General features: G+C 46.9%; 24 protein-coding genes. 3 read left to right on the top strand and 21 right to left on the bottom strand.

The features are described 5' to 3' along the window. Positions 1-3 precede the first annotated feature (3 nt). From HQN90_RS00275 to HQN90_RS00350, 16 genes are all read right to left on the bottom strand, one after another. The gene (locus HQN90_RS00275; protein WP_173215376.1) at positions 4-750 is read right to left on the bottom strand and encodes an ABC transporter permease subunit; all 747 of its coding nucleotides are present in this window, start codon (positions 748-750) and stop codon (positions 4-6) included. Next, positions 743-1,480 carry an ABC transporter ATP-binding protein gene (locus tag HQN90_RS00280; protein WP_173215378.1) on the bottom strand — a complete coding sequence of 246 codons (738 nt, stop codon included), beginning with the start codon at positions 1,478-1,480 and terminating at the stop codon, positions 743-745. The genes HQN90_RS00275 and HQN90_RS00280 overlap by 8 nt, the downstream gene beginning before the upstream one ends. Before the next feature lie 91 nt (positions 1,481-1,571). After that, positions 1,572-2,492, bottom strand: a complete 921-nt coding sequence (locus tag HQN90_RS00285) for a hypothetical protein (protein WP_173215380.1) — start codon at positions 2,490-2,492, stop codon at positions 1,572-1,574. 203 nt (positions 2,493-2,695) lie between these two features. Further along, on the bottom strand, positions 2,696-3,313 hold the full coding sequence (locus tag HQN90_RS00290; RefSeq protein ID WP_173215382.1) for an undecaprenyl-diphosphatase: 618 nt from the start codon (positions 3,311-3,313) through the stop codon (positions 2,696-2,698). Positions 3,314-3,404: 91 nt separating this feature from the next. Further along, entirely contained in the window at positions 3,405-4,823 is a 1,419-nt protein-coding gene (locus HQN90_RS00295) for a HAMP domain-containing sensor histidine kinase (RefSeq protein WP_173215383.1), read from the bottom strand. After that, positions 4,820-5,494: a response regulator transcription factor gene (locus tag HQN90_RS00300; protein WP_173215385.1), complete on the bottom strand. Its 675-nt coding sequence runs from the start codon at positions 5,492-5,494 to the stop codon at positions 4,820-4,822. The genes HQN90_RS00295 and HQN90_RS00300 overlap by 4 nt, the downstream gene beginning before the upstream one ends. Positions 5,495-5,939: 445 nt before the next feature. After that, positions 5,940-8,849 carry a BclA C-terminal domain-containing protein gene (locus HQN90_RS00305; RefSeq protein WP_173215387.1) on the bottom strand — a complete coding sequence of 970 codons (2,910 nt, stop codon included), beginning with the start codon at positions 8,847-8,849 and terminating at the stop codon, positions 5,940-5,942. A gap of 117 nt (positions 8,850-8,966) precedes the next feature. Continuing rightward, positions 8,967-10,679, bottom strand: a complete 1,713-nt coding sequence (locus tag HQN90_RS00310) for an exosporium glycoprotein BclB-related protein (protein WP_173215389.1) — start codon at positions 10,677-10,679, stop codon at positions 8,967-8,969. Between the two features lie 168 nt (positions 10,680-10,847). Next, on the bottom strand, positions 10,848-11,414 hold the full coding sequence (locus tag HQN90_RS00315; RefSeq protein WP_173215391.1) for a hypothetical protein: 567 nt from the start codon (positions 11,412-11,414) through the stop codon (positions 10,848-10,850). Continuing rightward, the gene (locus tag HQN90_RS00320) at positions 11,395-11,775 is read right to left on the bottom strand and encodes an alpha-helical endospore appendage domain-containing protein (protein ID WP_173215393.1); all 381 of its coding nucleotides are present in this window, start codon (positions 11,773-11,775) and stop codon (positions 11,395-11,397) included. The genes HQN90_RS00315 and HQN90_RS00320 overlap by 20 nt, the downstream gene beginning before the upstream one ends. 32 nt (positions 11,776-11,807) lie before the next feature. Continuing rightward, positions 11,808-12,131, bottom strand: coding sequence for an alpha-helical endospore appendage domain-containing protein (locus HQN90_RS00325; protein WP_173215395.1), 324 nt, complete (start codon positions 12,129-12,131; stop codon positions 11,808-11,810). A gap of 159 nt (positions 12,132-12,290) precedes the next feature. After that, positions 12,291-12,605: an alpha-helical endospore appendage domain-containing protein gene (locus tag HQN90_RS00330; protein ID WP_079412741.1), complete on the bottom strand. Its 315-nt coding sequence runs from the start codon at positions 12,603-12,605 to the stop codon at positions 12,291-12,293. An 80-nt stretch (positions 12,606-12,685) separates the two neighbouring features. Then, entirely contained in the window at positions 12,686-14,590 is a 1,905-nt protein-coding gene (locus HQN90_RS00335) for a glycosyltransferase (protein ID WP_173215397.1), read from the bottom strand. After that, positions 14,587-15,672 (bottom strand): glycosyltransferase family 2 protein, encoded by a 1,086-nt coding sequence (locus HQN90_RS00340; protein WP_173215399.1) that lies wholly within the window; start codon positions 15,670-15,672, stop codon positions 14,587-14,589. Before HQN90_RS00340 ends, HQN90_RS00335 begins: the two co-directional genes overlap by 4 nt. Positions 15,673-15,676: 4 nt before the next feature. Next, positions 15,677-16,372 carry a glycosyltransferase gene (locus tag HQN90_RS00345; RefSeq protein WP_216855152.1) on the bottom strand — a complete coding sequence of 232 codons (696 nt, stop codon included), beginning with the start codon at positions 16,370-16,372 and terminating at the stop codon, positions 15,677-15,679. Continuing rightward, positions 16,365-17,216 (bottom strand): class I SAM-dependent methyltransferase, encoded by an 852-nt coding sequence (locus HQN90_RS00350; protein ID WP_173215403.1) that lies wholly within the window; start codon positions 17,214-17,216, stop codon positions 16,365-16,367. The genes HQN90_RS00345 and HQN90_RS00350 overlap by 8 nt, the downstream gene beginning before the upstream one ends. Before the next feature lie 100 nt (positions 17,217-17,316). On the opposite strand from HQN90_RS00350, the gene HQN90_RS00355 reads away from it, so the two are divergent. Next, complete coding sequence (locus HQN90_RS00355) at positions 17,317-18,459, top strand: glycosyltransferase family 2 protein (RefSeq protein WP_173215404.1); 1,143 nt, start codon at positions 17,317-17,319, stop codon at positions 18,457-18,459. Between the two features lie 111 nt (positions 18,460-18,570). Here HQN90_RS00355 and HQN90_RS00360 read toward each other — a convergent pair whose 3' ends face one another. Continuing rightward, on the bottom strand, positions 18,571-19,068 hold the full coding sequence (locus tag HQN90_RS00360; RefSeq protein ID WP_173215406.1) for a metallophosphoesterase family protein: 498 nt from the start codon (positions 19,066-19,068) through the stop codon (positions 18,571-18,573). Positions 19,069-19,184: 116 nt separating this feature from the next. On the opposite strand from HQN90_RS00360, the gene HQN90_RS00365 reads away from it, so the two are divergent. Then, positions 19,185-20,486, top strand: a complete 1,302-nt coding sequence (locus HQN90_RS00365; RefSeq protein ID WP_173215408.1) for an AAA family ATPase — start codon at positions 19,185-19,187, stop codon at positions 20,484-20,486. A gap of 12 nt (positions 20,487-20,498) precedes the next feature. Continuing rightward, a complete protein-coding gene (locus tag HQN90_RS00370) occupies positions 20,499-22,211 on the top strand; it encodes a vWA domain-containing protein (RefSeq protein WP_173215410.1) in 1,713 nt (570 codons plus the stop codon). An 83-nt stretch (positions 22,212-22,294) separates the two neighbouring features. Here the strand turns inward: HQN90_RS00370 and HQN90_RS00375 are convergent, their stop codons facing one another. The 4 genes from HQN90_RS00375 to HQN90_RS00390 all read right to left on the bottom strand — a co-directional run bounded on the left by HQN90_RS00375 (position 22,295) and on the right by HQN90_RS00390 (position 24,987). After that, positions 22,295-23,428: a DNA methyltransferase gene (locus HQN90_RS00375; protein WP_173215412.1), complete on the bottom strand. Its 1,134-nt coding sequence runs from the start codon at positions 23,426-23,428 to the stop codon at positions 22,295-22,297. Positions 23,429-23,603: 175 nt separating this feature from the next. Then, entirely contained in the window at positions 23,604-23,807 is a 204-nt protein-coding gene (locus HQN90_RS00380; RefSeq protein WP_173215414.1) for a hypothetical protein, read from the bottom strand. Between the two features lie 131 nt (positions 23,808-23,938). Next, the gene (locus HQN90_RS00385) at positions 23,939-24,628 is read right to left on the bottom strand and encodes a PIG-L deacetylase family protein (RefSeq protein WP_173215416.1); all 690 of its coding nucleotides are present in this window, start codon (positions 24,626-24,628) and stop codon (positions 23,939-23,941) included. Positions 24,629-24,654: 26 nt separating this feature from the next. Further along, a complete protein-coding gene (locus HQN90_RS00390) occupies positions 24,655-24,987 on the bottom strand; it encodes a hypothetical protein (RefSeq protein ID WP_173215418.1) in 333 nt (110 codons plus the stop codon). Positions 24,988-25,174: the final 187 nt, after the last annotated feature.

The following is a 25,174-nucleotide window of genomic DNA, read 5'->3' on the forward strand; positions in this document are numbered from 1 at the left end:
TTTTTATACTTCTTTTCTATCAAATTTATAGTAACCTAGTGCCCAAAACAACATACAACTTGAAATTAGGAAAAGTGATGTCGTCAATAACTTAGCCATGGGAACCGTCTGACTTAACCATAACATATGCCAATCTGTATAGGATGCGGGTGAAAAAGCAGCAACAGAACTTAACAAGAATGGCGCAACTTTGGCGGCAGCGTATAGGACTAGCGCAAAGACCATAAAGCTGCTGGCGCTTTTGAAAAACTGTGAAACAAAAACAAACAATGCCGACAAGGCTAACATAGAGACAAAAGCAGCAACATAGGCTTTCACCATACCAAAGGAATCCGTAATACCAGCCGTTGTTCCCGTGAAAAGGTTGCAAATGAAAGTCACAAGACCAAGTATAATCAGGATACCGGCAATTCCTGTGCCTAAGGCAGCAATTTTCGTACCAAATACTTGAAACCTTGAATTCGGACGAAGTAGCGCTAGCTTCAACGTTCTGGCACTAACTTCATTAGGAAACAAATCCCCCGTAATTGTCAACATAAATAATGGAATCCAAATACTTGTGTAAATCGTCAGCATTTCAATCGGGAAGGATTGGCTGACGGCAATTAATCCCAAAAGAGGCTGTAATGCACTCAGCGAGATAGCAAGTAAGATCGGCAATATCGCTGAAAAAACGGCAAACATGACGACTTTCTTCCGATAGAACAAGAGATAAAGTTCATTTAAGTAACCAGCTCGCCATCTATGCACAATCTTCGTCCTCCTTAGAAAGCTGAAGCTCATCGATATAGAACTGTTCTAATGACTGGTTATTTTGCAGCAAATCAGAAACGTATCCTTCCTTTTTCAAATGTCCCTCCACAACAATCCCAACTCGATTGCATAACTGTTCCAATTCGTGGATCATATGGCTCGAAATCATAAATGATGTCCCCTTCTCTTCGGACAGCTGTTTAATCAACTTTCGAAACATGACCGTACCTTCAATATCCAATCCATTCGTCGGCTCATCCAGGATAACAAGCTTTGGTTCAGGCAAGATTGCCGCGGCAAGCGCTAATTTTTGTTTCATTCCAGTTGAATAGCCCTTAATCTTCTCTTTCCGAACTTTATGCAAACCTACAAGCTCCAACACCTCTTCCATATGCCTTGATGTAACAGACGGGTAGAAGCGGGCTACGAGCTCTAAATACTGCCGAGCACTAAGAAAATCATGAAAATCGGCAGATTCAATCATGCTGCCAACATGCTCCATGCCAAGTTCGAAATGATCCGCTAAGTTGTTCCCAAATAAGGTAACACTGCCTTGATCCGGCCGAATTAAGCCCGTTATTAACTTAAGAAACGTCGTTTTCCCTGCACCGTTTGGTCCCAGAAGACCATATACATCGCCAGCATGCAATTGCAGGCTGATTTCACGAATGCCGCGTTTATTGTTGTATATTTTGCTCAAATGAGCTGTTTCTAATATGGTGTTCATGGCAACTCCCCTTTTCATCGAAGATGAAGCAGACAGGCTCGGACAGGGAAGCCTATCTGCTGTTAACTATTTAATTCTAGGATGTGATTATTTATTCGTTGTCGTCGTGTTTCCCTTGGTGATCATGCTTCAAGGTTTGCACCGTTTTACCTGTAAGATCAACACTGTCAGGTGTTGTGCTGTTATAACCGGAAAGATCCGCCTGAAGGTGAAGAGTCACTTGGTGCGCTGCACCGCTGGCATCTTTCCCAGAAACCGTTACATCCGCTTCTTGATGAGAAATATAATTATTAGCATTAATCGTTGCTTTCACAGCTACTTTTTCAATTTTAATGTCTTGCGTCAACTGCAGAGCTGCATGTTTCAGGAAATCCTCGTTGAACGGGAACTTGCCTGTACTAGCGGTGTCATCCTTCTTCTCGCCGTCATTCTCTTCCTTGGTAGCTTCCTTAATGGCGATTGGCGCTAAGGCGTTAACGACCGTAGGGATCTGAGCATTATCCAGCTCAATGGCGATTTCTTTGGACCCATCCGCTTTCGTATCCACTGCTACATAGTCCTTCAAATTCCCGACTAATGCATCAATCACGGTTTCAACTTGCTGAGGAATTTCTGTACCCGTTTGATTCTTTTCGTTTTTGTGCTTCTTCTGGGCTTCTTGTTTAACAAAATAAACATCGCTGGCGTTTGATTTAAGTACGGTTTGATTCTCTTGCTTGTAGAAGCTGAGGGATTGCTGAGTGCCATTCGTCAGTACATCCGCGCTCCCGCTTGCTGTTTTGGAATCCAAGCTTACTTTGAAGCTCCCATTTGCACTGGCAAGCACATTCCCGTTATCTTGCAATGCAGCTGCTGCTTGCACAGCAACGTTTTGAACTGTTTTAGTGTTTTTCAGCGCAGATTTATATGCGTCATACCCTGATGTGCTCGCTAATGCACTGAACCCGGTTGTGACCATAACAATACTGCTAATGCCAACAGCTCCACCTACCATTAACCACTTCTTTTTCATGTTATCCTCCTCATTTTGGGAGCCTTAAGATGATCTTAAAGTCTCTCCTTTTATGAAATATGGGCTTTCAACTACATCTTAGACAACAAAAATGAAACGCTGGTGAACCATTTCTTAAATCTTTCTTAACTCTTTGTTGGGAAAAAAGAAAAATCCGTTCAGCAACTAAACGGATTTCAAGCGTCGGTATATGATTGTCTCAATCACTTTCTGATTATATGTGAGCGATCCTGGTGACTTGGCCAAATCTTAGCCTCAACCCTCGTGTACAAATCAATCAGCTGTTTCAGACCTTTCTCTGCTGCGGACGAACGCTTGAATACGAGATGAACTGCAGTCGCTACAGCTACGCCAATAAGCGCTCCTCCAAGTACATCCGAAGGATAATGGACCCCTGTCCATACTCTGGAGAAAGCTATACAACCAGCTAGAATCAGCCATAACCAGCCATCTTTTTTGCGATATATCCAAATCGACGTCGCGATGACAAAAGCCCCGATGGCATGGTCACTTGGAAATGAAGCGTTAGCCGGGTGTTCAATCAATTGAAGGACCGTATGTGTGACAAACGGGCGATCTCGATAGAAGAAATGACCGATAATCCCACTGCTCAGAAGTGCTATACAAGCTGCAACGATGGATTCACCAACCATACGACGCTTAACTTCATGCCTGGTAAACCAATACATAACAACACCAACATAAAACACATACTCAGCGTATGATGCGAACAACCGCATAATTGGATTTAAAACAGCTAGCGTATGCCCTAATTCGTTAATCATCTGAAACCAATGATAATCTACCTCTGTGAAACTCATCCTCATCATCCTTTGTATTTACTGAAATGCTTCAGAAGCAGCATTTACAATAACTTTACATGAGGAAGATGAGAAGAAAATGAGAAATTCATCACTCTATGTTCGGGTGGATGGGGAAACTTATCGTTACCTTCGTTCCACTATTTTCTTCGCTAGCGATCGTCATAACACCTCGATAATTATGCACGAACTGTTTGGCAATAGATAACCCTAATCCTGTGCCTGCTATTTCACGATTCCGTGCTTTGTTAACCCGATAGAAGCGATCAAATACGTAGGGTAAGTCAGCCCCAGGAATGCCTATTCCGTGATCCTTTACGGAAACTTGCACATCGTTTCTCAAACGTACGGCCTCAATTTCAATACGTTTATTATTCGCTGAGTATTTTACGGCATTATCGAGAATGATCAGCATAATTTGTTCCAAATGCAGCGGACTAATCGACAGCTTCACATCTTTCAATGACTGCGTGCTTTCGATGAATTCAAAATCAGGATGAAGAACTTCACATCTTTTTGCCGTCTCGTGAATAATAGGTTCAATCTCGACCGGCTCAACATTCTCGGTCAACGGATTGGATTCAACTCTGGTAAGCGTGATTAGTTCTTGGACGATCCCTTTCAACCGCCTAACTTCCTGCAGGGAGGCTTGCAGAGATTCATCCAATACATCCGGCTCCGATTTGCCCCACCGATGCAAGAGGGACAAATGGCCCTCCAAGATAGTAATCGGTGTCCGAAGCTCATGCGACGCATCTTCAACAAACTGCTTTTGCTGGAGAAAGGAAGTTTCCAGTTGATTCATCAACTCATTAAAGAGTTGTGCCAAGTTTGATAGTTCATCTCCGTTTTCGATCTTGCTGACCCGTGCTGTAAGTCCTTTCTCCTTCACGCTTCGGATCGTTGAGGCTAGTCGCCGAATGGGGCGCATGAACTGCCTGGCAAGCGCTAAACCACTGATTCCACTAATGAAAACCGCCAAAACGCCGCCAATTAACATGACCCATAATAAAGTCTGACTGAAATGATCAAAAGTTTCCAAATTACTGGCCACTTCAATCGTTCCAACCATTTGAGCGGTAACGATCGGGCTCCGATAAACGAGAATATGATCCTCCAGATGCGTGATATCGAAAAGCTCGGACACTGAAACCGATTTTGGCGGGATCCAGCTTTCATCGAAATGATTCGTAACCGTTAGGAGAATCTCACCTTCCTTGCCAAGAATACGAACTAATTGATTTTTCCCCATTAATTTCTCTATGTACAATCGACTATCGGCGATCGGAAAGGCATCCGTTCGATTCGATTTCTCCTGAAAGTAATCCTGCAGCTGTGCCATATTCACTTGAATCTTATCTTTCTCTTGATTCATCATCCATTGCTTAAGCACTAAATATTGCGCATAATTATAAGTTGAAAATAGCAGAAAAATAAGCGCAGCGGCGCCTAGCATAAGCTTCCATTTAATGGGGAGGCGTCGTACAAAAAAAGTTAATCTTTCCCTCATCTCATCACGTATCCAATTCCGCGCACAGTTTGAATACAGCTATTCTCCCCGACCTGATCAAGCTTGTTCCGCAAATATCTGACATATACATCGACGACATTCGTCTCCACCAAAGAATCATATCCCCATACATGATCCAAAAGCATATCACGGGTCAAAACGAGATTATGGTTTCTCATAAACATAACCAACAAATCAAATTCACGCTTCGTCAGCTCAACAATTTGCTTATCCTTGTAAACAATCCTAGCATCTACATCTACTTGGATATCTTGAAAAGATAACCTAGTATGAGGCGTATGGCCCTCAAGCTCCAATCGTCGGAAAATCGCCCTTATTCGAGCTAATAATTCCTCTATCGCAAAAGGCTTAGGCATATAATCATCGGCTCCGCTATCTAACCCAGATACCCGATCCACAACGCTGTCTCTGGCTGTAAGCATAAGTATCGGCGTTTTGTGGGAAGCGCGAATACGGCGGCATACCTCAATGCCATCCATTTCTGGCAGCATAATATCTAGCAATATCAAATCCCAAGAACCTTGCAGCGCTAATTCCAGCCCCGATTTCCCGTCATATGCGGCCTCAACCTCAAAAGCTTCATGCTCCAACTCCAATTGAATGAAGCGAACTAAATTTCTTTCATCCTCTATAAGCAATATCCGTTTCATCGACATCTCCTTTGAACCATGCTTCTCCTAACTATATGTTATTTTGATTAGAAAACAATGAGAAATCCCTTTGATTCTAAATCCAACGCTTAGTTTGAATATCTTGTTGTTTTTTTATGCAAAAAGAGGATGCCTCAAAATCGAAAATGACTGTGAGGCAGCCCCTTCTGTTTAGAAGCTCCACCTGGTACCGCCTACCCCTAAAGTGCTACCGCTGTTGCAATTGCAACTGTTACCCCAACCTGTTGCCAAATTCCACTGGAATAACTCCAGTGTTTTCGTGTTTGGGAAGGTGGAGATGCTTCTTTGGCTGGAGTTTATACAGTGAAAAAAGAAATCTCTCTTTGGTAAAATGGAGGTACCACCCAGCCATTTAAACAAAAGGAGAGATTTCTTGTTTTCGGAAGATACTTACGAAGTGAGTGTTCTGTGTAAATATGCTTATTTAACTAAGCTGAATAATATTAATAGTTGCCCCTGGCGGTGCCAGTACAACAGTTGCTATAAGGCCAAACAACTGAAGAATGATCGTAGAGGCTGCCGGAACCGTTATAATAAAATCACCCAAAAAGCCTGTAACACTTAGTGCGGGAGTATTTATGGAAGCAGGAACGGCTACACCATTTAACAACACTCTGGATTGCGCAAGCACGGCGGCTGTTGCACTTATTTTATAAGAAATATAGTAATTGCCCGCATTCGCAAGAGTAAATGTCGTATTCGCACCATTAATCGTGATCCCTCCGCCTAAAACTTGATTGTTTGGCAATGGGATATTTAATCCACCTAAAACGACCAACAATGTGCCTGACGTGTTCTCAGCGAATGCTGAATTTGCAGTCACGCTAGTCCCCGTAGCTCCTGTCGCTCCGGTTACTCCTGCTGTACCTGTCGCTCCCGTTGCTCCTGCGGTTCCCGTCGCTCCAGTGGCTCCCGCGGTTCCTGTCGCTCCGGTGGCTCCTACTGTTCCTGTCGCTCCCGTGGCTCCCGCTGTTCCTGTCGCTCCGGTTGCTCCTCCGGTTCCCGTCGCTCCGGTGGCTCCCGCTGTTCCTGTCGCTCCGGTTACTCCTGCGGTTCCTGTCGCTCCGGTGGCTCCTGCTGTCCCTGTTGCTCCGGTGGCTCCTGTCGCTCCGGTTACTCCCGCTGTTCCTGTCGCTCCGGTGGCTCCTGCGGTTCCTGTCGCTCCGGTGGCTCCTGCTATTCCTGTCTCTCCCGTGGCTCCAGCGGCACCTGTGGCTCCGGTTACTCCTGCGGTTCCTGTCGCTCCAGTTGCTCCTGCGGTTCCGGTGGATCCCGTTGCTCCTGCGGTTCCTGTAGCTCCGGTGGCTCCTGCTGTCCCTGTTGCTCCGGTGGCTCCCGTCGCTCCGGTGGCTCCCGCTGTTCCTGTCGCTCCGGTTACTCCTGCGGTTCCTGTCTCTCCGGTGGCTCCTGCTGTCCCTGTCGCTCCCGTAGCTCCTGCGGTTCCTGTCGCTCCCGTAACTCCTGCGGTTCCTGTCGCTCCCGTAACTCCTGCGGTTCCTGTCGCTCCCGTTGCTCCTGCTGTTCCTGTCGCTCCTGTAGCCCCTGTTGCTCCCGTGACTCCTGCCGTACCCGTTACTCCAGTTACTCCTGCTGTCCCTGTCGCTCCGGTTACTCCTGCTGTACCTGTCGCTCCGGTGGCTCCCGCGGTTCCTGTCGCTCCGGTGGCTCCCGTAATTCCCGTGGCGCCTGTATCACCCGTAGCTCCCGTTACTCCTACGGCCCCGGTTGCCCCTGTTACTCCTGGATCTCCAGTTACTCCCGTGGCTCCTGTTGTCCCCGTTAATCCAGTTGCTCCTGTTACTCCTGTAGCTCCCGCTGTTCCTGTCGCTCCGGTCGCACCCGTAATTCCCGTGGCGCCTGCGGCTCCTGTTGTCCCTGTTGCTCCTGTTGCTCCTGTTGCACCTGTTGCACCTGTTACTCCTGGATCTCCCGTTACTCCCGTGGCTCCCGTTACTCCTGCTGTTCCTGTCGTTCCGGTTGCTCCTGCGGTTCCTGTCTCTCCGGTGGCTCCTGCTGTCCCTGTCGCTCCCGTAGCTCCTGTGGTTCCTGTCGCTCCCGTAACTCCTGCGGTTCCTGTCGCTCCCGTAACTCCCGCTGTTCCTGTCTCTCCGGTTGCACCCGTAATTCCCGTGGCGCCTGGATCACCCGTAGCTCCCGTTACTCCTGTTGTCCCCGTTACTCCTACGGCTCCGGTTGCCCCTGTTACTCCTGGATCTCCAGTTACTCCCGTGGCTCCTGCGGTACCCGTTACTCCTGTTACTCCTGTTACTCCTGTAGCTCCTGTTACTCCTGAATCTCCGGTTACTCCCGTGGCTCCCGTGGCTCCCGCTGTTCCTGTCACTCCGGTTGCACCCGTAACTCCAGTTACTCCTGGATCTCCCGTTACTCCCGTGGCTCCTACGGTACCCGTTACTCCTGTTGCTCCTGTTGCTCCTATCGCTCCTGTTTCTCCTGTTATCCCCGGATCCCCAGTAGCTCCCGTGGCTCCTACTGTTCCTGTTGCACCCGTTACTCCTGGACCCCCAGTCACACCCGTGGTTCCTGTTGCACCCGTTACTCCTGGACCCCCAGTCACACCCGTGGTTCCTGTTGCACCTGTTACTCCTTGATCCCCAGTTACTCCCGTTACTCCTGTTACTCCTGTTACTCCTGTAGCTCCTGTTGTCCCCGTTACCCCTGGATCCCCAGTTGTTCCCGTTACTCCTACGGCCCCGGTTGCTCCTGTTACTCCTGAATCCCCAGTTGCTCCTGTTACTCCTGATTCCCCAGTTGCTCCTGTAGCTCCCGTTACTCCTGGATCTCCGGTTGCTCCTGTTACTCCTGGATCTCCTGTTACTCCTGCTGCTCCTGTTGTCCCCGTTACCCCTGGATCCCCCGTAGCTCCAGTAACTCCTACGACCCCAGTCGCTCCCGTAACTCCAATATCTCCCGTTGCACCTGTAGGCCCAGTTGTTCCCGTCACTCCAGTCGCTCCCGTTGGACCTGAAGGTCCACCAAGTGGTCCAGTCGGACCTGTTGCGCCGGTAGGCCCCATTAATGTAGGAGCTGACAGGACACTTTCCAATTTTGATTGCAAGAGATATTCTTCCTTGCTAACGACTGAAATCATATCCCTTATGCTTTCATTCACTAATAAAATGTCACTTATAGTAGCGGTTGGCGAAGTTAAGCCTGGTAATGTGCCTAGCACATACTGCAGCTTTTCACCTTCCGCATTCAAAATATGGCTGAGACCCAACTCTTCTAGCGCGATAGATGTCAAAAGTAAATTAATCGCTTCATCTCTCGTAACAGAAATAATTGGGGTGATGTTAGGTATATCAGGTTGGGACATTGCTTACAACCTCCAATCGACCGCAAATACGCGCCATCATAATTACTCAAAATAAAATATGAAAAGAGTTGACTTTTACACAAGTCAACCCCTTCATAATTTAACTGGAACTTATTTCTATACCAAACCTAAACCTGCACTTGCGTATCCTTCAACTGTATTCACGAGAGAAAGTCCGGTTGCCGTACAAGAATAAACGAGAATAAATCTTGTTTGTGCAGTCACCGGAATCGATAACCCAGTTACAATACCGGTGCTAATGTTTCCAAGTGTGATAGTGCCCGTTAAGGCAGGTGCGAGAGTGACTACTGCTCCAGGCACGGCTGTGAACGAGTTATTTGGTGTCGTAGAACTATACAATTGAGCTGTAATAGAAACCGTCGAACCAATTAAAGATAAACCAAGAGTTGTGCTGAAATAAGCGGTAAGGGAAGTAATTGTTCCAGCTCTTGGCATGGAAAATGCAAAGTTTAATAATGTACCACTTGCTCCTGTAAGATCAATAACCCCGCCCAAAATCGTAACACCTGTTGCAGAGCTTCCAAAACCAACCATACTTACAGTTCCTACTAACCCACCCACAATTGTGGTCAATGTAACTGGAAGACCTGATGCATAAGGAATAATTGGACCCGAGCCATTCAAACCTGTTGCTCCGGTTGCGCCAGCTGTACCCGTTGCCCCGGTTGCACCAGCTACACCCGTTGCCCCGGTTGCCCCAGCCACACCCGTTGCTCCCGTTGCACCAGGATCACCCGTCGCTCCGGTTGCCCCAGCTACACCCGTTGCTCCGGTTGCTCCAGCTACACCCGTTGCTCCCGTTGCTCCTGCTACACCCGTTGCTCCAGTTGCCCCAGCTACACCCGTTGCTCCCGTTGCACCAGCTACGCCTGTTGCTCCCGTTGCACCAGGATCACCCGTCGCTCCGGTTGCCCCAGCTACACCCGTTGCCCCGGTTGCCCCAGCTACGCCCGTTGCTCCGGTTGCTCCAGCTACACCCGTTGCTCCCGTAGCACCAGCTACACCCGTTGCTCCCGTTGCACCAGGATCACCCGTTGCTCCCGTTGCACCAGCTACACCCGTTGCTCCCGTTGCACCAGGATCACCCGTTGCTCCCGTTGCACCAGCTACGCCCGTTGCTCCCGTTGCCCCAGCTACGCCCGTTGCTCCGGTTGCTCCAGCTACACCCGTTGCTCCCGTTGCACCAGCTACACCCGTTGCTCCCGTTGCACCAGGATCACCCGTCGCTCCCGTTGCCCCAGCTACACCCGTCGCTCCCGTTGCCCCAGCTACTCCTGTTGTTCCCGTTGCCCCAGCTACACCCGTTGCTCCGGTTGCCCCAGGATCACCCGTTGCCCCTGTTGCCCCTGCTACGCCAGTCGCTCCTGTTGCCCCAGCTACGCCAGTTGCTCCTGTTGCCCCAGCTACGCCAGTTGCTCCCGTTGCCCCAGCTGCGCCAGTTGCTCCGGTTGGACCCACAGCAGGACCGCCCGTCGCACCAGTAGGGCCAACTGGACCAGGAGGGCCTACGGAAATGGGCAAAGTCAGAATACTATCTAATTTGGACTGCAATAAAAATTCTTTTTTGGCTACCGTATTTATGGTGCTTTTTACACTGTCATTAATTAATAAAAGATCACTAATGGTTGCAGGCGGCCCAGATAAACCTGGAAGCGTACCAAGCACGTATTGAATTTTTTCGCCTTCCGCATTGAGAATGTGACTTAAACCCAGTTCTTCCATAGCAATAGATGACAACAATAAGTTAATCGCTTGATCTCGAGTAACTGAAATATTCGGTGAAATATTTGGTATATTAGCTTGAGACATCGTGACGACCTCCATTCGATAATTATTAAGCTATTCAGGGTTGTCAAATTGGTGATACCTAGTGCTCGAAATTATTGAAATCCACGCAAAAATAGATAGTTGCTGATAAATTTAGTACCCTTGGCCTCCTTAGTGCTGAAAATGCAAACAAAAAGACCTTTCGGAAGATTAATCTTCTCGTAAGGTCTTTGGCAAACTTTTGGATTTTTCATGAGCTTCAACAAGCAATAGCGGTGGCGCCGCACGTTTATTAGCCAACCTTTTTGCCGTATTTCTAGTTTTTGGGGATTGCATTGCTGCTTCTTCCACAGGTTTGCTTACAATCTCAATCGGTGGTTCTATCTTTTGCAGTGAGTTTTCAACCAAATAAAATTTCAATAGTTCATCCAGATGACGTAAGCAGTCAATTTGAGAACGTATTCCCTTCTCGAGGATAAGCAAACGTAACATAATGATCAACTCGCTGATCTCATCAACATAACCCCAAGATGGAACCAGCAGCCTGTTAGTTATAGTTGACGAAAGTCTTTGACACTTCCGCTGATGAAAATAATGGGCGTCGATACTTGAACTTAGCATTACGTATGTATCCTGAGAAATGCCATGCTTCTCGGTGTCACTTGCCTGTGAATATCTAAGCAATAGTCCCTCAATAAGTCGAAAAAGGGATAAGGTGATCTGCGAAATTGAAGCTGCCTGTGATTGCATGGCTTGCTCAATAGTCGATATTGTCATACTCCCAATTTTCCAGTCCTGAGATTTTTTCAGAATCTCTATTTTCCATTTCATGTTGATTTTTCGTATGGAGGCTCTGAATATGAGTAATGGCATTTAATTTCTTCAGCATGAGCCATTGGGTCATGATCATTGTATCCATAAATTGAATGACACCTTGATTATAGGTCAAAATGTCTTGTGTAGACGGCTCTGAAGGGAAATTACACTCAACCCCTATGAAAGAGGACGTTTTATTAGCCTCAGTTCGAATGAGATTTGCCAGTGCTTCTTCTTCACTAGCAATCGACTGTAATAAATGGGTCACCGCAGACGAATGTGGGGATGCTTCAACAGATGAACGCTGATTATTGCTATTCAACCTTTGGTGCCCCTTTCCTTACAGGAATTTTTTTATTCTTCACAATCTTCGATTATACAATCGGAGTGTTCCTCTTTCTCTTCCAAACGGATAATATCGGACAACTTAAAACTTAGCAGCATTTGATTGCTGATCACATTTCGCATCATACGATCTACACTGGAATTAATTTGCAAGGCATCATGAATCGTAAGGCAGTGGTCTTTAAGAACATGTTGAAGTTTCTCTGCTTCAGCATTAATGATGTGAGACAACCCAATTTCTTCCAATGCAATAGAGGTCAACAATAAATTGATAACTTCTTTTCTCTTCAGAATAATCTCTGGCTTGATATCAGGAATGTTAGGCATCGACATGTCTTTCAACTCCTGTTTGATTGAAATCGGAATACCTGGTTCGAATCTCGTACGCCGTTTAATTATGTATATGAGCTATGTCCCAAAACATGATGTTAAAACACAAATTGGAATAAAAAAAAGCCCATCTGGGCTCAAAGAAAAGAAAAAGGGTTGATTTTATGCAAGCGTATTGGGAAAGTGCTCCATAATGGAGTCCATTTTAAATTGCAAAAGCATCTCTTTCTTAATCACATCCTGCAGTGTTTTCCTCACACTTTCATTAATCAACAAAATATTTGAAATCGTTGGTGCAATCGGAGGCGTCAATGGTGTTAGAGTACCTAAGACATATTGAATTTTCTCGGCTTCCGCATTAACGATATGAGCAAGCGCAAGTTCCTCCAAAGCGATGGACGCCAGTAATAAATTTACTGCTCCACCCAGCGTAATGGATATAATTGGCGTTATATTGGGGATGTTGGCTTGTGACATGGTCATTCCTCCTTCAGCTCTGGTTAACTCTTGGATGTATATGCCGTAAGCTTCTGTAATCGAACACTTATCTTAAAAAATTACACGACCCCGGTTTGCTCCAAATATCGTTTATTATGAAGAATGGAAGGATGTGTAGGATGATATGAAAAGGCAATATCATTATGAAGCTTTGCTTTGATCAAGTCTCCAATGCGATCATAACAAAGACAGAGCTGCACATGAGGCAGCCAAGTCCAGGAGGAATGATTCACGACCCCCATCATCTCATTGGGTTTAGAACATTGCGTAGCCGATTCATACCAATAAATGGCTTGATGATAATCCAATTCAGCTAGGAATATTGCTCCTATCCGGCAGCAAGTATCCGCCCGGGGAAGGTCATATTCCAAAGTTCGAAATAAAGCTGTCAACTGCTCATCTCTTTGCCCTTTATGGCTATAGCATTCCGACAAATGCAGAGCAGCGGCAATTTGATCTTCCTGCCACCCAGTAGGATCCTCTAGAAATAGCTCATATAAGGGGATGGCTTCGTCATAGAAGCCATGCTCCCGGCACTCATTGGCAAAATAGTAATGATCACGCGTGGAAAAAGGATCGCCTCTTTCCCTGCGTTTGCGATAGATTTGCAAATTACGGTCTGTGTGAACTTTGTCCTTCTGATGAGTAATGGCAATTTCACTATGGTAGACACTGCCGCTTGCGTTCAAATATTCATGGACCGCCCCAATCCATTGGAATTGACAAGCTCGACGAACCAGTCGATTGCGGCGCAAGCTATGCGTGACTTGATTATTCTCATCAAAACTCAGATGATAAGCCATGGTCACACGATCAACCTCTGTCTCCAGCGAGCCAATCAAGGTTAAAAATAACCCGCGATCTTTCTCCGTCAGGACATCATCCGCGTCTAACCATAACATGTATTGCTTCGTCGCTTTAGAAAATGCGAAGTTTCTCGCAGCCGCAAAATCCTCCACCCAAGCGAAATCATAAATCTGATCGGTGTACTTAGCGGCTATTTCTTTGGTCCGATCAGATGAACCTGTATCTACTATAATTATTTCATCAGCAATGCCTCTTACTGAATGAAGACAGATGGGTAAGGCATTTTCTTCATTTTTAACAATCATGCAAAGGCTTATCGTAATCTTCCGTTCTGTTAAAGCGACTGGCTTATTCATTTGCTTGAACGCTTCAATCCCTGTTAACTCCGATTTTCGGTAAATATGATAAGCTGGGTAATGGGTATCTACAAACAGTGAAAAGCCCATGGCACGGGCACGAATACAGAAATGTCTGTCTTCGCCCCAGAAGGATAAGTTAGGAATCTCTGCGAATCGCACCCCATCTTTCAACGCTTTTCTGCTAATTAAAGTGCATGCCCCTAAACCACCTACTTCGTACACGCCAGGGATTCGCAATTGCTTGAAAAATTGCCAAGTCCGTGCAGCTACTTCCTCATCAGTTAATGTCTCTTTTCTATCTTTGTGGTACAACGTGTACTGGTCGCACACCCATACTTGCGGCATCTCAATTGTATCCGGCTGCCATTTTGTCCAGAAAATATTCGAGATAATATCCTTCTTCGCAAGTACAAGCTGCTCAAGCGTTTGTGGATGTAGAATCAAATCAGAATCAAGGAGAAATAAGTAATCAAAATTCCTTTTGAGCGCATGAGCAATCATCGCGTCTTTCATTCTGGCTACTTTCCAAATCGTATCCTCTTGCCAATAATGCGTATACTCATCTTTCTGGTAGTGTTTGAGCTCAGCAGCTTCAACCTGAATTTCTGTTCGCCCTCGCTCAGTTTGAAATTGCAGTAGCAGCTGTGTGGAAGCTTGATCTTCATTATCATCCATAAAGAAGTAGCTTACCTCAACAGTCTCTTGCTCGAGTTCCGCAAGAGAGGTTAGAAAAGGCTTCAAAATATCAGGCGTTTGACGAATAGGACTGCTGATCAGTACTCGCTTTTTCTTCCTCAAACAGACCTCTCCTCTCGGCGCAGCTGAGCAAAATAAGCTTTATTATGCAATATGCTGGGATGCGTCGGGTTGTGGACAGCTGCAATCTCATTGTGGAGCTCTGCCTTTTGTTTATTGCCTAGGCGATCATAGCATAAGCACAACTGGAGATGCGGCAGCCACGTCCATGCGGAATGATCGACGACGCCTGAATAGCCAAGCGGCTCCCCCAGAGTCGTCGCTGTGTGAAACCAATGAACCGCTAATTCCACACGATTATCCTCTAAGAATAATGCTCCTACTCGGCAGCACATCTCAGCTCTTGGTTTTCCGTACAATAGCGTTCGAAATAAAGCTCTCATTTGCAAAGTTCGCTGATTCAATCTGCCGTAACAGTCTCCCATTTTCAAGCAAGCTGCGAAACAATCCTCACTCCATCCCCGCTTCGTGCGAAGGAAACGTTCGTAATAATCGACAGCTTCCTCATCACAGCTATGATCCCTTAGTTCATTAGCGAAGTAATATAAATCCCGCGGTGTAAACTCTTCTTCAGCGGCTGCACGCTGCCGAAAAATGCGCAAATTGCGATCCGTATAAGGTTTATCTTTCTTATGGGTAATCGCAATATCGGCGTGAATGATATTCCCGCTTACCAGAAGAACTTCATGCACAGGTCCTTCCCAGCGAAATCCGCACGCACGCCGAACTAACCGATTGCGCTTTAGGCTGGTAATAACCTTGTTATCCGCATCTAAACCCAAGTGATAATGCATCATGACGCTATCTACGCTTGCATCCAAAGCTTGCTTAAGGGCAATGAATTTCGCTCTATCCTCTTCTTCAAGCTCATCATCTGCATCCAGCCATAAGATATACTCCTGTGTCGCTTTGGAAAAGGCATAATTCCGGGCTTCTCCGAAATGATCGTTCCACACTTTATCATAGATGAAATCCGTGAATGCCGCGGCGGTCTCTTTGGTGCGATCCGTCGAGCCGGTATCAACAATAATGATCTCGTCTGCAATATCCTTAACGGATTGAAGACAGCGAGCTAGCGACTGTTCCTCGTTTTTGACAATCATACAGAGACTTATGGTGATCAACGGGCTATTCCTCCCATTTAATAAGATGCGGCTGATCGTCCAGGATGGATTCATATTGTTCTTTCCATCCAAACTGGGCATTCGGATCCAGCCTCATATACCTTTCATACTTCTCCTTTCGATCCTCCGCATTCGCCCAGCCAAAGTGCTTTACTCTTGCAGGATGGCATACGTAGCTGAACAGATTGATCGTGGCGGGGTATCTTCCGCAATGCTGCGCCGTCTCTTTCCATAAATAAGGAAAATTAGGCTTATAGCGCAGAAGGAACGGCCGGTAGGTATGATGAGCGCTCCAATACGCGTCCTCTCGATAGCTGGTCTCATTCCACATATCGTACAACCGAAAATAAACAACATCCTGCTCACACTGCGATAACAAGTCAGCAACTTGATTCGCAAACCGATCTTCCATGATTTCGTCTGCATCCAAATTCAGAATCCACTCTGGATTCGTTCTGATCGTAGCCTCCCACTGCTGCTTGCGTAAAATCACTTCATTAGAGAAACGGGATTCGGCATTCTGGATAAGTTGGAGCGGGATACCTGATAGAAGCTCTTTACATATCTCCACCGTGTCATCGGTGCTTCCGTCATCTATGATGACCGCTTCATCAATCCAGTCTCGATGCTTGATCAGCGCAGTGCGGAGATATCGGTGACTTTCATTTTTGACAATCATGGATAACGTCAATTTACTCATGGCGGTGTCCCACAATACCGAAGATTTCATGACCATGCCAGCCGGCCTGCAGGCCAATCATCATTTTAATTTTCTCTGTTTCTCGCATGGTCGTCAGATATCCCTGAACTGCCGGATTTAACCGCAAGTCACGCTCCAGCCTTGCAGGCTCTTCTCTAGAAAATAAGGAAATAATTTCATACCCGCTGAGATTCATGAGCTGCTCAATATGTTCTTTGGCGTAATGGCACAAATGGTCTTCTTCTACTAAAATTGGCGAAGCTGTTCCCAGTATCGCATTCGTTAAGGAATGCAGGTTCGGCAAACTGAACAAAACGCGTCCCTCTGGTTTAAGAAGACGTTTCACCTGCTTCATGAATGATTTGGGATTCGGAATATGCTCCAGAACATGCCAGAACACAATCGCATCAAATAGTTCCCCCTGCTCTAATATGGATTCATGCCATATTTCATTATGGAGGGCTAAGCCATAGCGTTCATTGGCATATTCACAGGCAACGGCTGAAGGCTCGACTCCCGTAACTTCCCACCCGGCCTCGCGAGCTAGCCAAAGGAATTCTCCGGTGCCTGAGCCAATCTCCAGCAGCTTCCCTTTTTTCTGAACAAACATATCCAACAGCATCGTGTTGAAAGAAGCGTGCTCCCTCAGGGTATTCACCGCATATTGATCCCGCATAGCTACCCATTTCTCATCATAAATATCCATGATCAGTTGATCCTGCTGCACGCTCTCCAAACTTTCCCGATAAATCACTTCACATCCGCTGCACTTCATGAGATTAAAGCTTGGGTAACGATGGTACATCTTGCTTTCCGCTGCTTCACAGATTGGACATGATGTCATGCTGAACCCCTTCCTTTCATTTTATTGCTCGAAGCCGCATAGTTATGGCCATAAGATTTGCCCCAGCACATATCCATGTGATACCCGGAGGTGTCGTCCCATGAGCCGACCAACAATTTCGCTTTGCATGATCGTGAAAGATGAAGAGGAATTAATCGCGGCCTGCTTGAACAGCGTCAAGAATTGGATTGACGAAATGATTATTGTGGATACCGGCTCTTCCGACCGAACCATTGAAATTTGCCAGTCATTTGGTGCTACAGTGCTTGCCTATGAGTGGAACAACAATTTTGCGGATGCGAGGAACCACGGATTAGCCCATGCCACAGGGGATTGGATACTCTACTTGGACGCAGATGAAGAGTTAGCACCATTAGGTGACTATGATTTGCATGCGCAACTGCGTCAGGAACATGCTGCTATCCTTTCGCTGCATTTGATTAATTATATTGGCGAAGTGCCAAATGAAGACGAAGCATTTCATATTGCTCATCCACGTTTTTTCCGCAATCATAGGGGTCTGCAGTTCAAATATCCGATTCATGAGACACTGAATGTCGATGAAATTTTCGGAAATCAAGAGCGTTCCGCCATCATAGGGCATGTCCCTTTAAAACTATGGCACCGCGGCTATATGGATTCTATTACCCAGCAGAAAAATAAATATGAGCGCAATATGACCCTGCTTCTGCAAGAGGCGAATGAGCAGTCATCCAATCCTTGGACCGAGTATCATATGGCTAGTGAATATTACCGTGTCCACCGGTATGATAAAGCGTTCGAATATGTCAATTTATCTATCGTACGTTTCATTCAAAGCGGCAAGATGCCGCCATCGCTTCTGTACAAACTGAAATATGCCATCCTCTTCAACACTGGAAGCATTGACGGGGCTTGGCCTGGCATTGATAAAGCCATTGCGCTCTATCCCGATTATGTTGATCTTCATTTCTACAAAGGGGTTATTTTTTATTTGAAAACCTGGTACGCAGGCGCGTTAGATGTGTTCCAACATTGCCTAGTTTTAGGGGAAACGACGGGTGAACACTTGACGTTGCGAGGCGCAGGCAGCTTTCATGTGTGGTATTACATTGGTTTATGTTTAGAGCATCTCGGTAACAACCAGCAAGCTGCACAAGCTTACGAAGCTGCATTGCAGTTATCGCCAACGTACGCAATAGCTTCGGATGCTTTGTTGAAACTGCGGATAGGAGGAGAAAACAAAGAAGGAACAGAAAGTTGAGGTTAGAAAGTCATGCGGGGGAACATGCAGAAGCGCCTTCCATGCTAGTCCATGCCGGATGTATCCTATGAAGTCATAGATTCGGAGAACTAGCATGCATAGGCGCTTTGCTTAAACCTTGCTTTCATAGTAGAAATGCTCAGCTTGAATCGTTTCTCCTAATTCGATGATACCGTAGGAGTATTTGGGCTGTCTTCTTTTATCCGTAGGCGAACCTGGATTGAACATTAGAATGCCTTCTACCGTTTGCATATAGGGAATATGGGAATGCCCGAAGATTACGATGTCCGGCCGATCGGCTTGAAATGCTTCACGAGCTCTTTCCTCCGTCGTTTTCCGATATCCATCTCCGTGAATTAATCCGATTCGGTAATCCCCCAGTGTGAGGATTTTCCTTAACCCGAACCGCTCGATTATACTTGAGCCATCATTGTTGCCTGCCACAGATTCACACGGCGCTATCGCTTCCACCAAATCAACGATGTGCTCGCTCACCCAGTCGCCTGCATGAATGATAAGATCGACCCCTTGCAAGCCAAGGACAAGCGCATCAGGAAGCTTTGAAACGTGTGCCGATAAATGGGTATCAGACATAACACCAATCCGCATGAAAATCTCTCCTTTGATTACTTCGTCAGCTCATATTGTAGCATATTCGAAGTTTGCGCGGCAGTTTGGTACAATGAAGCATACGAGCTTTGAATACGTCAAGGGGGACACCAGTCATGAAAGAACCCATCGTTATACAGAACAAATTACGAGAAGCTATGGCGCATCTGGAGAACAGGTTCATGGAACGGGAGGAGCTTATCAGAGTCTTGCTGCTGGCTATCATGAGCGGAGAACATCTGTTATTAATCGGCCCTCCCGGTTCTGCCAAATCGCAACTGGCACGCGCCGCGGCAGACCTTTTCGGGAATGAGCCTTATTTCGACTATTTGCTGACACGCTTCACAACACCTGATGAATTATTCGGACCCGTCTCGCTGCAAAAATTAAAAAACGACGAATATATTCGATTAACCGATGGATACTTGCCTAGCGCTCGCTTCGCCTTCCTTGATGAAATATTCAAAGCGAACAGCGCCATATTGAATTCTCTCCTATCCGTCTTAAATGAACGTATCTTCTTCAATGGCCGGCAGAAGCAAACGTCTCCGCTGCTGTTTCTGATGGCTGCCTCCAATGAGCTGCCAGAAGACAACGAACAATTAGCTGCCCTTTACGACCGCTTCCTGTTCCGGTTTGAGGTCGAATATGTCAAGCAAATATCCAGTTTTGAGCTGATGTTTCAAGCGCCGACTTCCAAGCTGCCAACGCTATTAACGACTGATTTGGTTAAACAGCTGCATACGCAAACCGCCGATATCCAGCTGCCGGATGCTCTGATTTATATGCTTTTTCAATTAAAAACGGCACTGGAAGAGAAAGAATACGTGCTGTCGGATCGTCGATGGCACAAGATCGGCCATACATGGAAAGTCTCTGCGGCGATCCACGGACGAAGTGCTGTGAATGTCTGGGACACCGTGCTTACGCCGCACCTATTGTGGGACTTCCCTGAAGATTTGGTGGAGATTAGGGGCATTTTTGATACGTTGTTTCAAGACATGCTCAAACGTGAGATGGAACAAGAGCTTCCTCTTCTTCACTACAATCATACCGTTAAAAAGTGGCTGGAAAAAGAAGACGAGCTGCATGCTTTTCAGTTTAAAAAAGAGATTGGCGGCGCTCTAAACAAAGATACCGTTGAACGTTTGAAAGCTACCTCCGAGGAATGCCGCTTAGAGCTTGAGGAAACAGCAAGAAGCCTGCGCGGCAGACTCGTCTCTTGGCAAGAGAAGGAGAAGAAGCTGCCAGAATGGATTGCTTCCCAGTCCATTTTCCTCCAGCATCCTGATCAATATGCCGTCAAATTTACACACCTTCGGATTCAAGGAGAACGTATTCTGCAAACCATTCAAGGCTTGTACCGCACGCTCTTCGACCGTGAAATTCCCGGTATCGTTTACGACTATACGCTATAAGAGGTTACTCCTATGATCATTCGCTGCACTCGAGTAGACAGATACGTATTTGATGGCTATGTCCATTCATCACGCGTCGCAGGGGAATGGATGCGTGAAGCTGTCCGGCAAGCCCCCTGGTTCACTGCAGAACTGTTCGCTGATTTCTTTATGTGCTTTTACCTATCTAAGCCTGACATTGACGGAACGATCGAGGAAACTCCCTTTCACCGCTGGATGATTATGACGCTGCGCAAGCAGTATTTCTACGTATCCATCCATCCTCGTACAATTGGACAAGTGAATGCTTCCTTCAAAACTGCGCTTAAAGCTCTGATGTGGCTGACCGAGTCTTACGAGAAGGAAGTCAACAAGCGTCAAAAAGAGCAAAAGCAAAGCGGTGTAGGTCTTGAAAGGAAGCAGCTTCAAAGCGGACAAGAGGAAAAGAACGTCAGCGAGCGGCTCTCCGAGAAGCAAATCGAGAAGCTGCGGCTTGTCGGTTACACCCTGCAGCAAGGCAAACGTGCTGTCGAAGACAAGCACGAAGCCGTTGACTCTCGGCCGCTGATTGCCGAGGAGATCCGTGCGCTGAAGCAGCGCATCACGGAGCTGCAGAGCGAGATGCGCACCGAGTTCATGAAGCGCGACAAGCTGAAAGCGAAGCTGCGCAAGGCGGAAGAGGAACTCGAGCGCCGCGAGCGGCAGCTGGACCGCATGAGCGCGCGTGAGCTCGCCGCCATGAAGGAGATTGAGAACGAGCTGGGGGACTGGCTCGGTCGATCCTTGAAGGAAACGCTGTCCCTCGAGGAGGTTGACAGCTTCAATGTGCACGAGCTCGTGCAGGCGAGTCAGCGGCTCGCGAACCGGCGCTGGGGCAGCGAGCTCGGGAAGCTGCGCAGACAGACGTTCGAGCATTACGTGCTGTGGATCGAGAAGCTGAAGCGCAGCAAGGATCTGGTGTCTTTCCTGCAGGAGGTCGGACGCAACGTCCATCACCTGCGCGTCCAGCGCAAAAAGCTGCGCTCGCCCTATGTGCCGGAAGCCTACGATGATCTGCGTCAGTCCGGCGATATCGCGCATATGCTTCCCAGCGAAGCCAGCCTGCTCGCAGATGAAGAGTTTGAGCCTTATTTTCTTTTCAAATGGATGGAAAATAAGCTCATGACTTACAACTACACAGGCGCCACCTTGGAGCCGCAAAAGGGGCCGGTCATCTGCATGCTCGATACCTCGCATTCGATGCGAGGCAGCAAGCTGCGGCTGGCGCAGCTGTTCACCGCGACTTTCGCCTCCTTCGCTCTCCTTGAGCGGCGTGACTTCGTTTTGCTCCTTTTTGGAGCAAAAGGCGAGCTGATTGAGCATGTACTGTCCTATAAACGTCCCGATTGGGACCGTTTCTATGGACTTGCTCAATTGGCCTTCGGCGGCGGCACGAATTTCGACGCCCCGTTAAGCAGGGGCATGGACATCGTTCAGCATCAGCCGCAATTTCATGATGCGGACTTCGTGATGGTCACCGATGGCGTCGGCCAGATCACCAAGGCGGTACAGTTGAGGCTGGCGACGCTTGGTCAGAAGAAGCAGCTGCGCCTTCATTCGCTGATCATTGGCTCAGCAAGGCAGCATCTCGTTCAGAAATATGACATTGCCGGTGTTTCGCATCAAGTCAGATTTGCAACCGCCTGGGACATCCAAGATCCCGTAAAAGATCAGCTTCTGCTGGATGTGTTTGCGAAGAGATCCTAGCTATTCATAACCAAAAGAAGAAGCAGGGCCAATTAACTCCTACTTGAATGTTGGAGTTAATTTGGCCCTGCTTCGATTTACAATTATATGATTTCAGGAATCGATAACTTGTACTTACTATTGTGGTAATAATAATCACAGCCGAAGATATCATTTATGCGAATATCTCCATCCTTGCCTCTATGGCTTTCCAGCATATAGGTTTCCTTTGGCAACGAAAGCAGCTCATCTATCCGTTCTTGTATACGATCCCACTCAAACATATGCTTCCCCTCTCGCAATGTTACATGAAGCACGTTGTACAAACACCACGTCCTCCAATCTTCATGCTCTAAAACAAAGCGATTATCCTGAAAAACAAGAGTTGGCAACGGAATTCTCACTTTCTGAGATTCGTGGATTCCATCCTCGTTAATATAGGGGACTTCCCAGCAGCCTTCCATATCCGCAGGTAGATTACCTTTTATACGGAAAATATGAGGTCGAACGCCAATTCCATATAGTCGCTCCTTGGTAACTTCAACGGCCTGCCAACTAGTATCGCTTGCAATCCACCTGCGTCCCATGGCTTGTGCCATGAATGGCATGCTGCCGCTGCCGCAATAAAAATCACCAATCAGATCTCCCCGTTTTGTTGTAGCTTCCAGAATTCGACGCATTAGTTTTTGTGGCTTTTGTGAAGGGTAGAACGTGTCTTCTTCCCCCAGCTCTTCGTAAAATCCAACATCATCCCAAATGGAGGGAAACAGCAGCCGATTATGCTTCATATAATTGTCTGTCTTGGCATAGAAAAAAAGCGATTCATGAGACAGCCCGAACTGATCTCGAAGTGGGTAAGGCTTCTCTGCCATCTTCCAGATGACTTCACATAGAAAGTGCTCTCTACCAAAAATCGCATCGAGAAGCACCTTCAAATAATGCCCTTCTTTCTGAGAAATCTGCAAAACCAGCACACCGCTGGTGCTCAGAAGTTCCCTTGCTAGCTCAATTCTTTTGTGATAATCGTCCAAATAAAGTTCAGGCCTGTCATACAGCTGAATGCTCTTTAACTCATGCCACGGATCGACCAATTCTACGTTAGTTCCTCTAATTTTTCTTGTGAATATACGACCAGAGTTAAAGGGCCCATCCAAATAGATCATGTCAAAGCTGCCCGCATAGCCTTCATCAATCAGTTTCTTCATAATGTCAAAATTATCGCCGTGATATAAGTTCATAATCTCAACTGCCCCCACTATCTCATCTATTACCCACTCTAATATGACATTAATTCCTTTTCTTGTATATATAACGAAATAGAAAAATGACATAGATGCATAGCAAAAAAACCATGGCATCTTGGTATAAGATTGTCATAGTTTTATGGGTTCAGCTTCTCATAGTGGGATAAAATCATGCCCTCATCAGCTCTTTAATCGTCTTCAGGGAGACGCCTGTTTCATGATACACTTCAATAAGTGTCGCACGCGGATGGTTTCGAACGAAATCCTTCACTTTGTGTGACTCGGTCAACTGCAGCTGAGAACATACCTTACAACGCTTTTCAAACTTCGTGATGAACACTTGTCCGCATCTCTCACAGTTGCAAAGGGTCATCTTCCACACCTTCCTTGGGCATATCTCTATCCGCTATATTCGTAGATACAGCATTCGAGACACAGCGCATATTTCGGGGGGGCGCCGTGCCAATATTCATCTGCCTTTACTAAGTATACCACTGTCCGCTTCTACTCTTCCAGTTGCGCGGCAATTTCGGGCTTAGGCCACATCACACCATCCTGCCATCCTAGAACAAAGGCTTCAAATCGCCGCTCCTCAGGAAAAGCTGCCAGGTCGCCGAAGTACTTGGCAATGGCAACATGCTGAGTCGCATGAGCCTGCAATGCGGCTGCTTTCATCTTCCAGTTTGCTTCTGTATCCACCACAATAGAGCTCTTGTGACCATTTGCTCGCAAAGTAGAAGACGACGCGTAATAGAGCTTGCGCACGCTTGGACATTGGCCGCTTAAGACCGCTGCGGTTGTCGCTTTGGAAATCGTTACATGATCCGGATGGCCGTTGCCTCCATCTTCCGCAAACGAAAACAGAATCTCCAGCTCGTGCTTTTGGATAAAAGCAATAACTCCTGCTACCAAATCTTCGAAGTCGATCATGGCAAGCTGACCATCCGGCCAGCCTAAGTGCTCAACATCTGCTAGGCCAAGAACCTCTGCAGCTGCCTTCATTTCCTCCTCACGCAATTGAGCTAACTCTTCTCTGTTTGCAGCTCGTTCAAGCCCTTGCCTGCCGGCATCACCGCGGGTAGCAAGCAGCAGCACGGGCGCTTCTCCCTGATCAGCCAGCTCGCGTATCAGACACGCGCTCAGAAAAGTCTCGTCATCCGGATGCGCATAGATAAATCCATAACGTGTTGCCATATGTTTTACTCCATTCCATCGAATAGTTAGGTGAAATTTGCCGGTGGATATTGCTTCTCCAGCAGATAAATCGCATGTTCCATGGGTAATTTCCGATTCTCCTGCTCAAGCAAATCCCATAGTCGAATTTGATCTGACCCTATTTCTTCCTTGCAAATTTCAACGATATATCGAATGCCCAGCCTATCAGCTTTCTGTTGAATTTCAATTATGCTCTCACTTACTGTTTCTGCAAGTATCCCCACCATAGCCAACTCTACAACCAGCAGCCGTGAAGCTGACGCATCCAAGAAGGCAGGCGTTCTGACGAAGACCACCGCTTGCTCTATGGCTTGAATTGACGTTTCTCTTCGTTCCACTCATCTTGCGTTTGATTGACGTTTCGCATACGTTTATCTTCCCCTTCATAACGAGATAAAAAAACGCGCCGGACCTATGGTCCTGCGCGAATGCTATCCCGCAGGGAGGCCAACGCGAAATGCGTTAGCCCACCCTGATTATTCCAGGTGTGTGCTAACGCCGATGAAAATGATGAAATTGTACGAA

The sequence above is a fragment of the Paenibacillus alba genome (assembly GCF_013204855.1).
GTDB lineage: Bacteria > Bacillota > Bacilli > Paenibacillales > NBRC-103111 > Paenibacillus_E > Paenibacillus_E alba.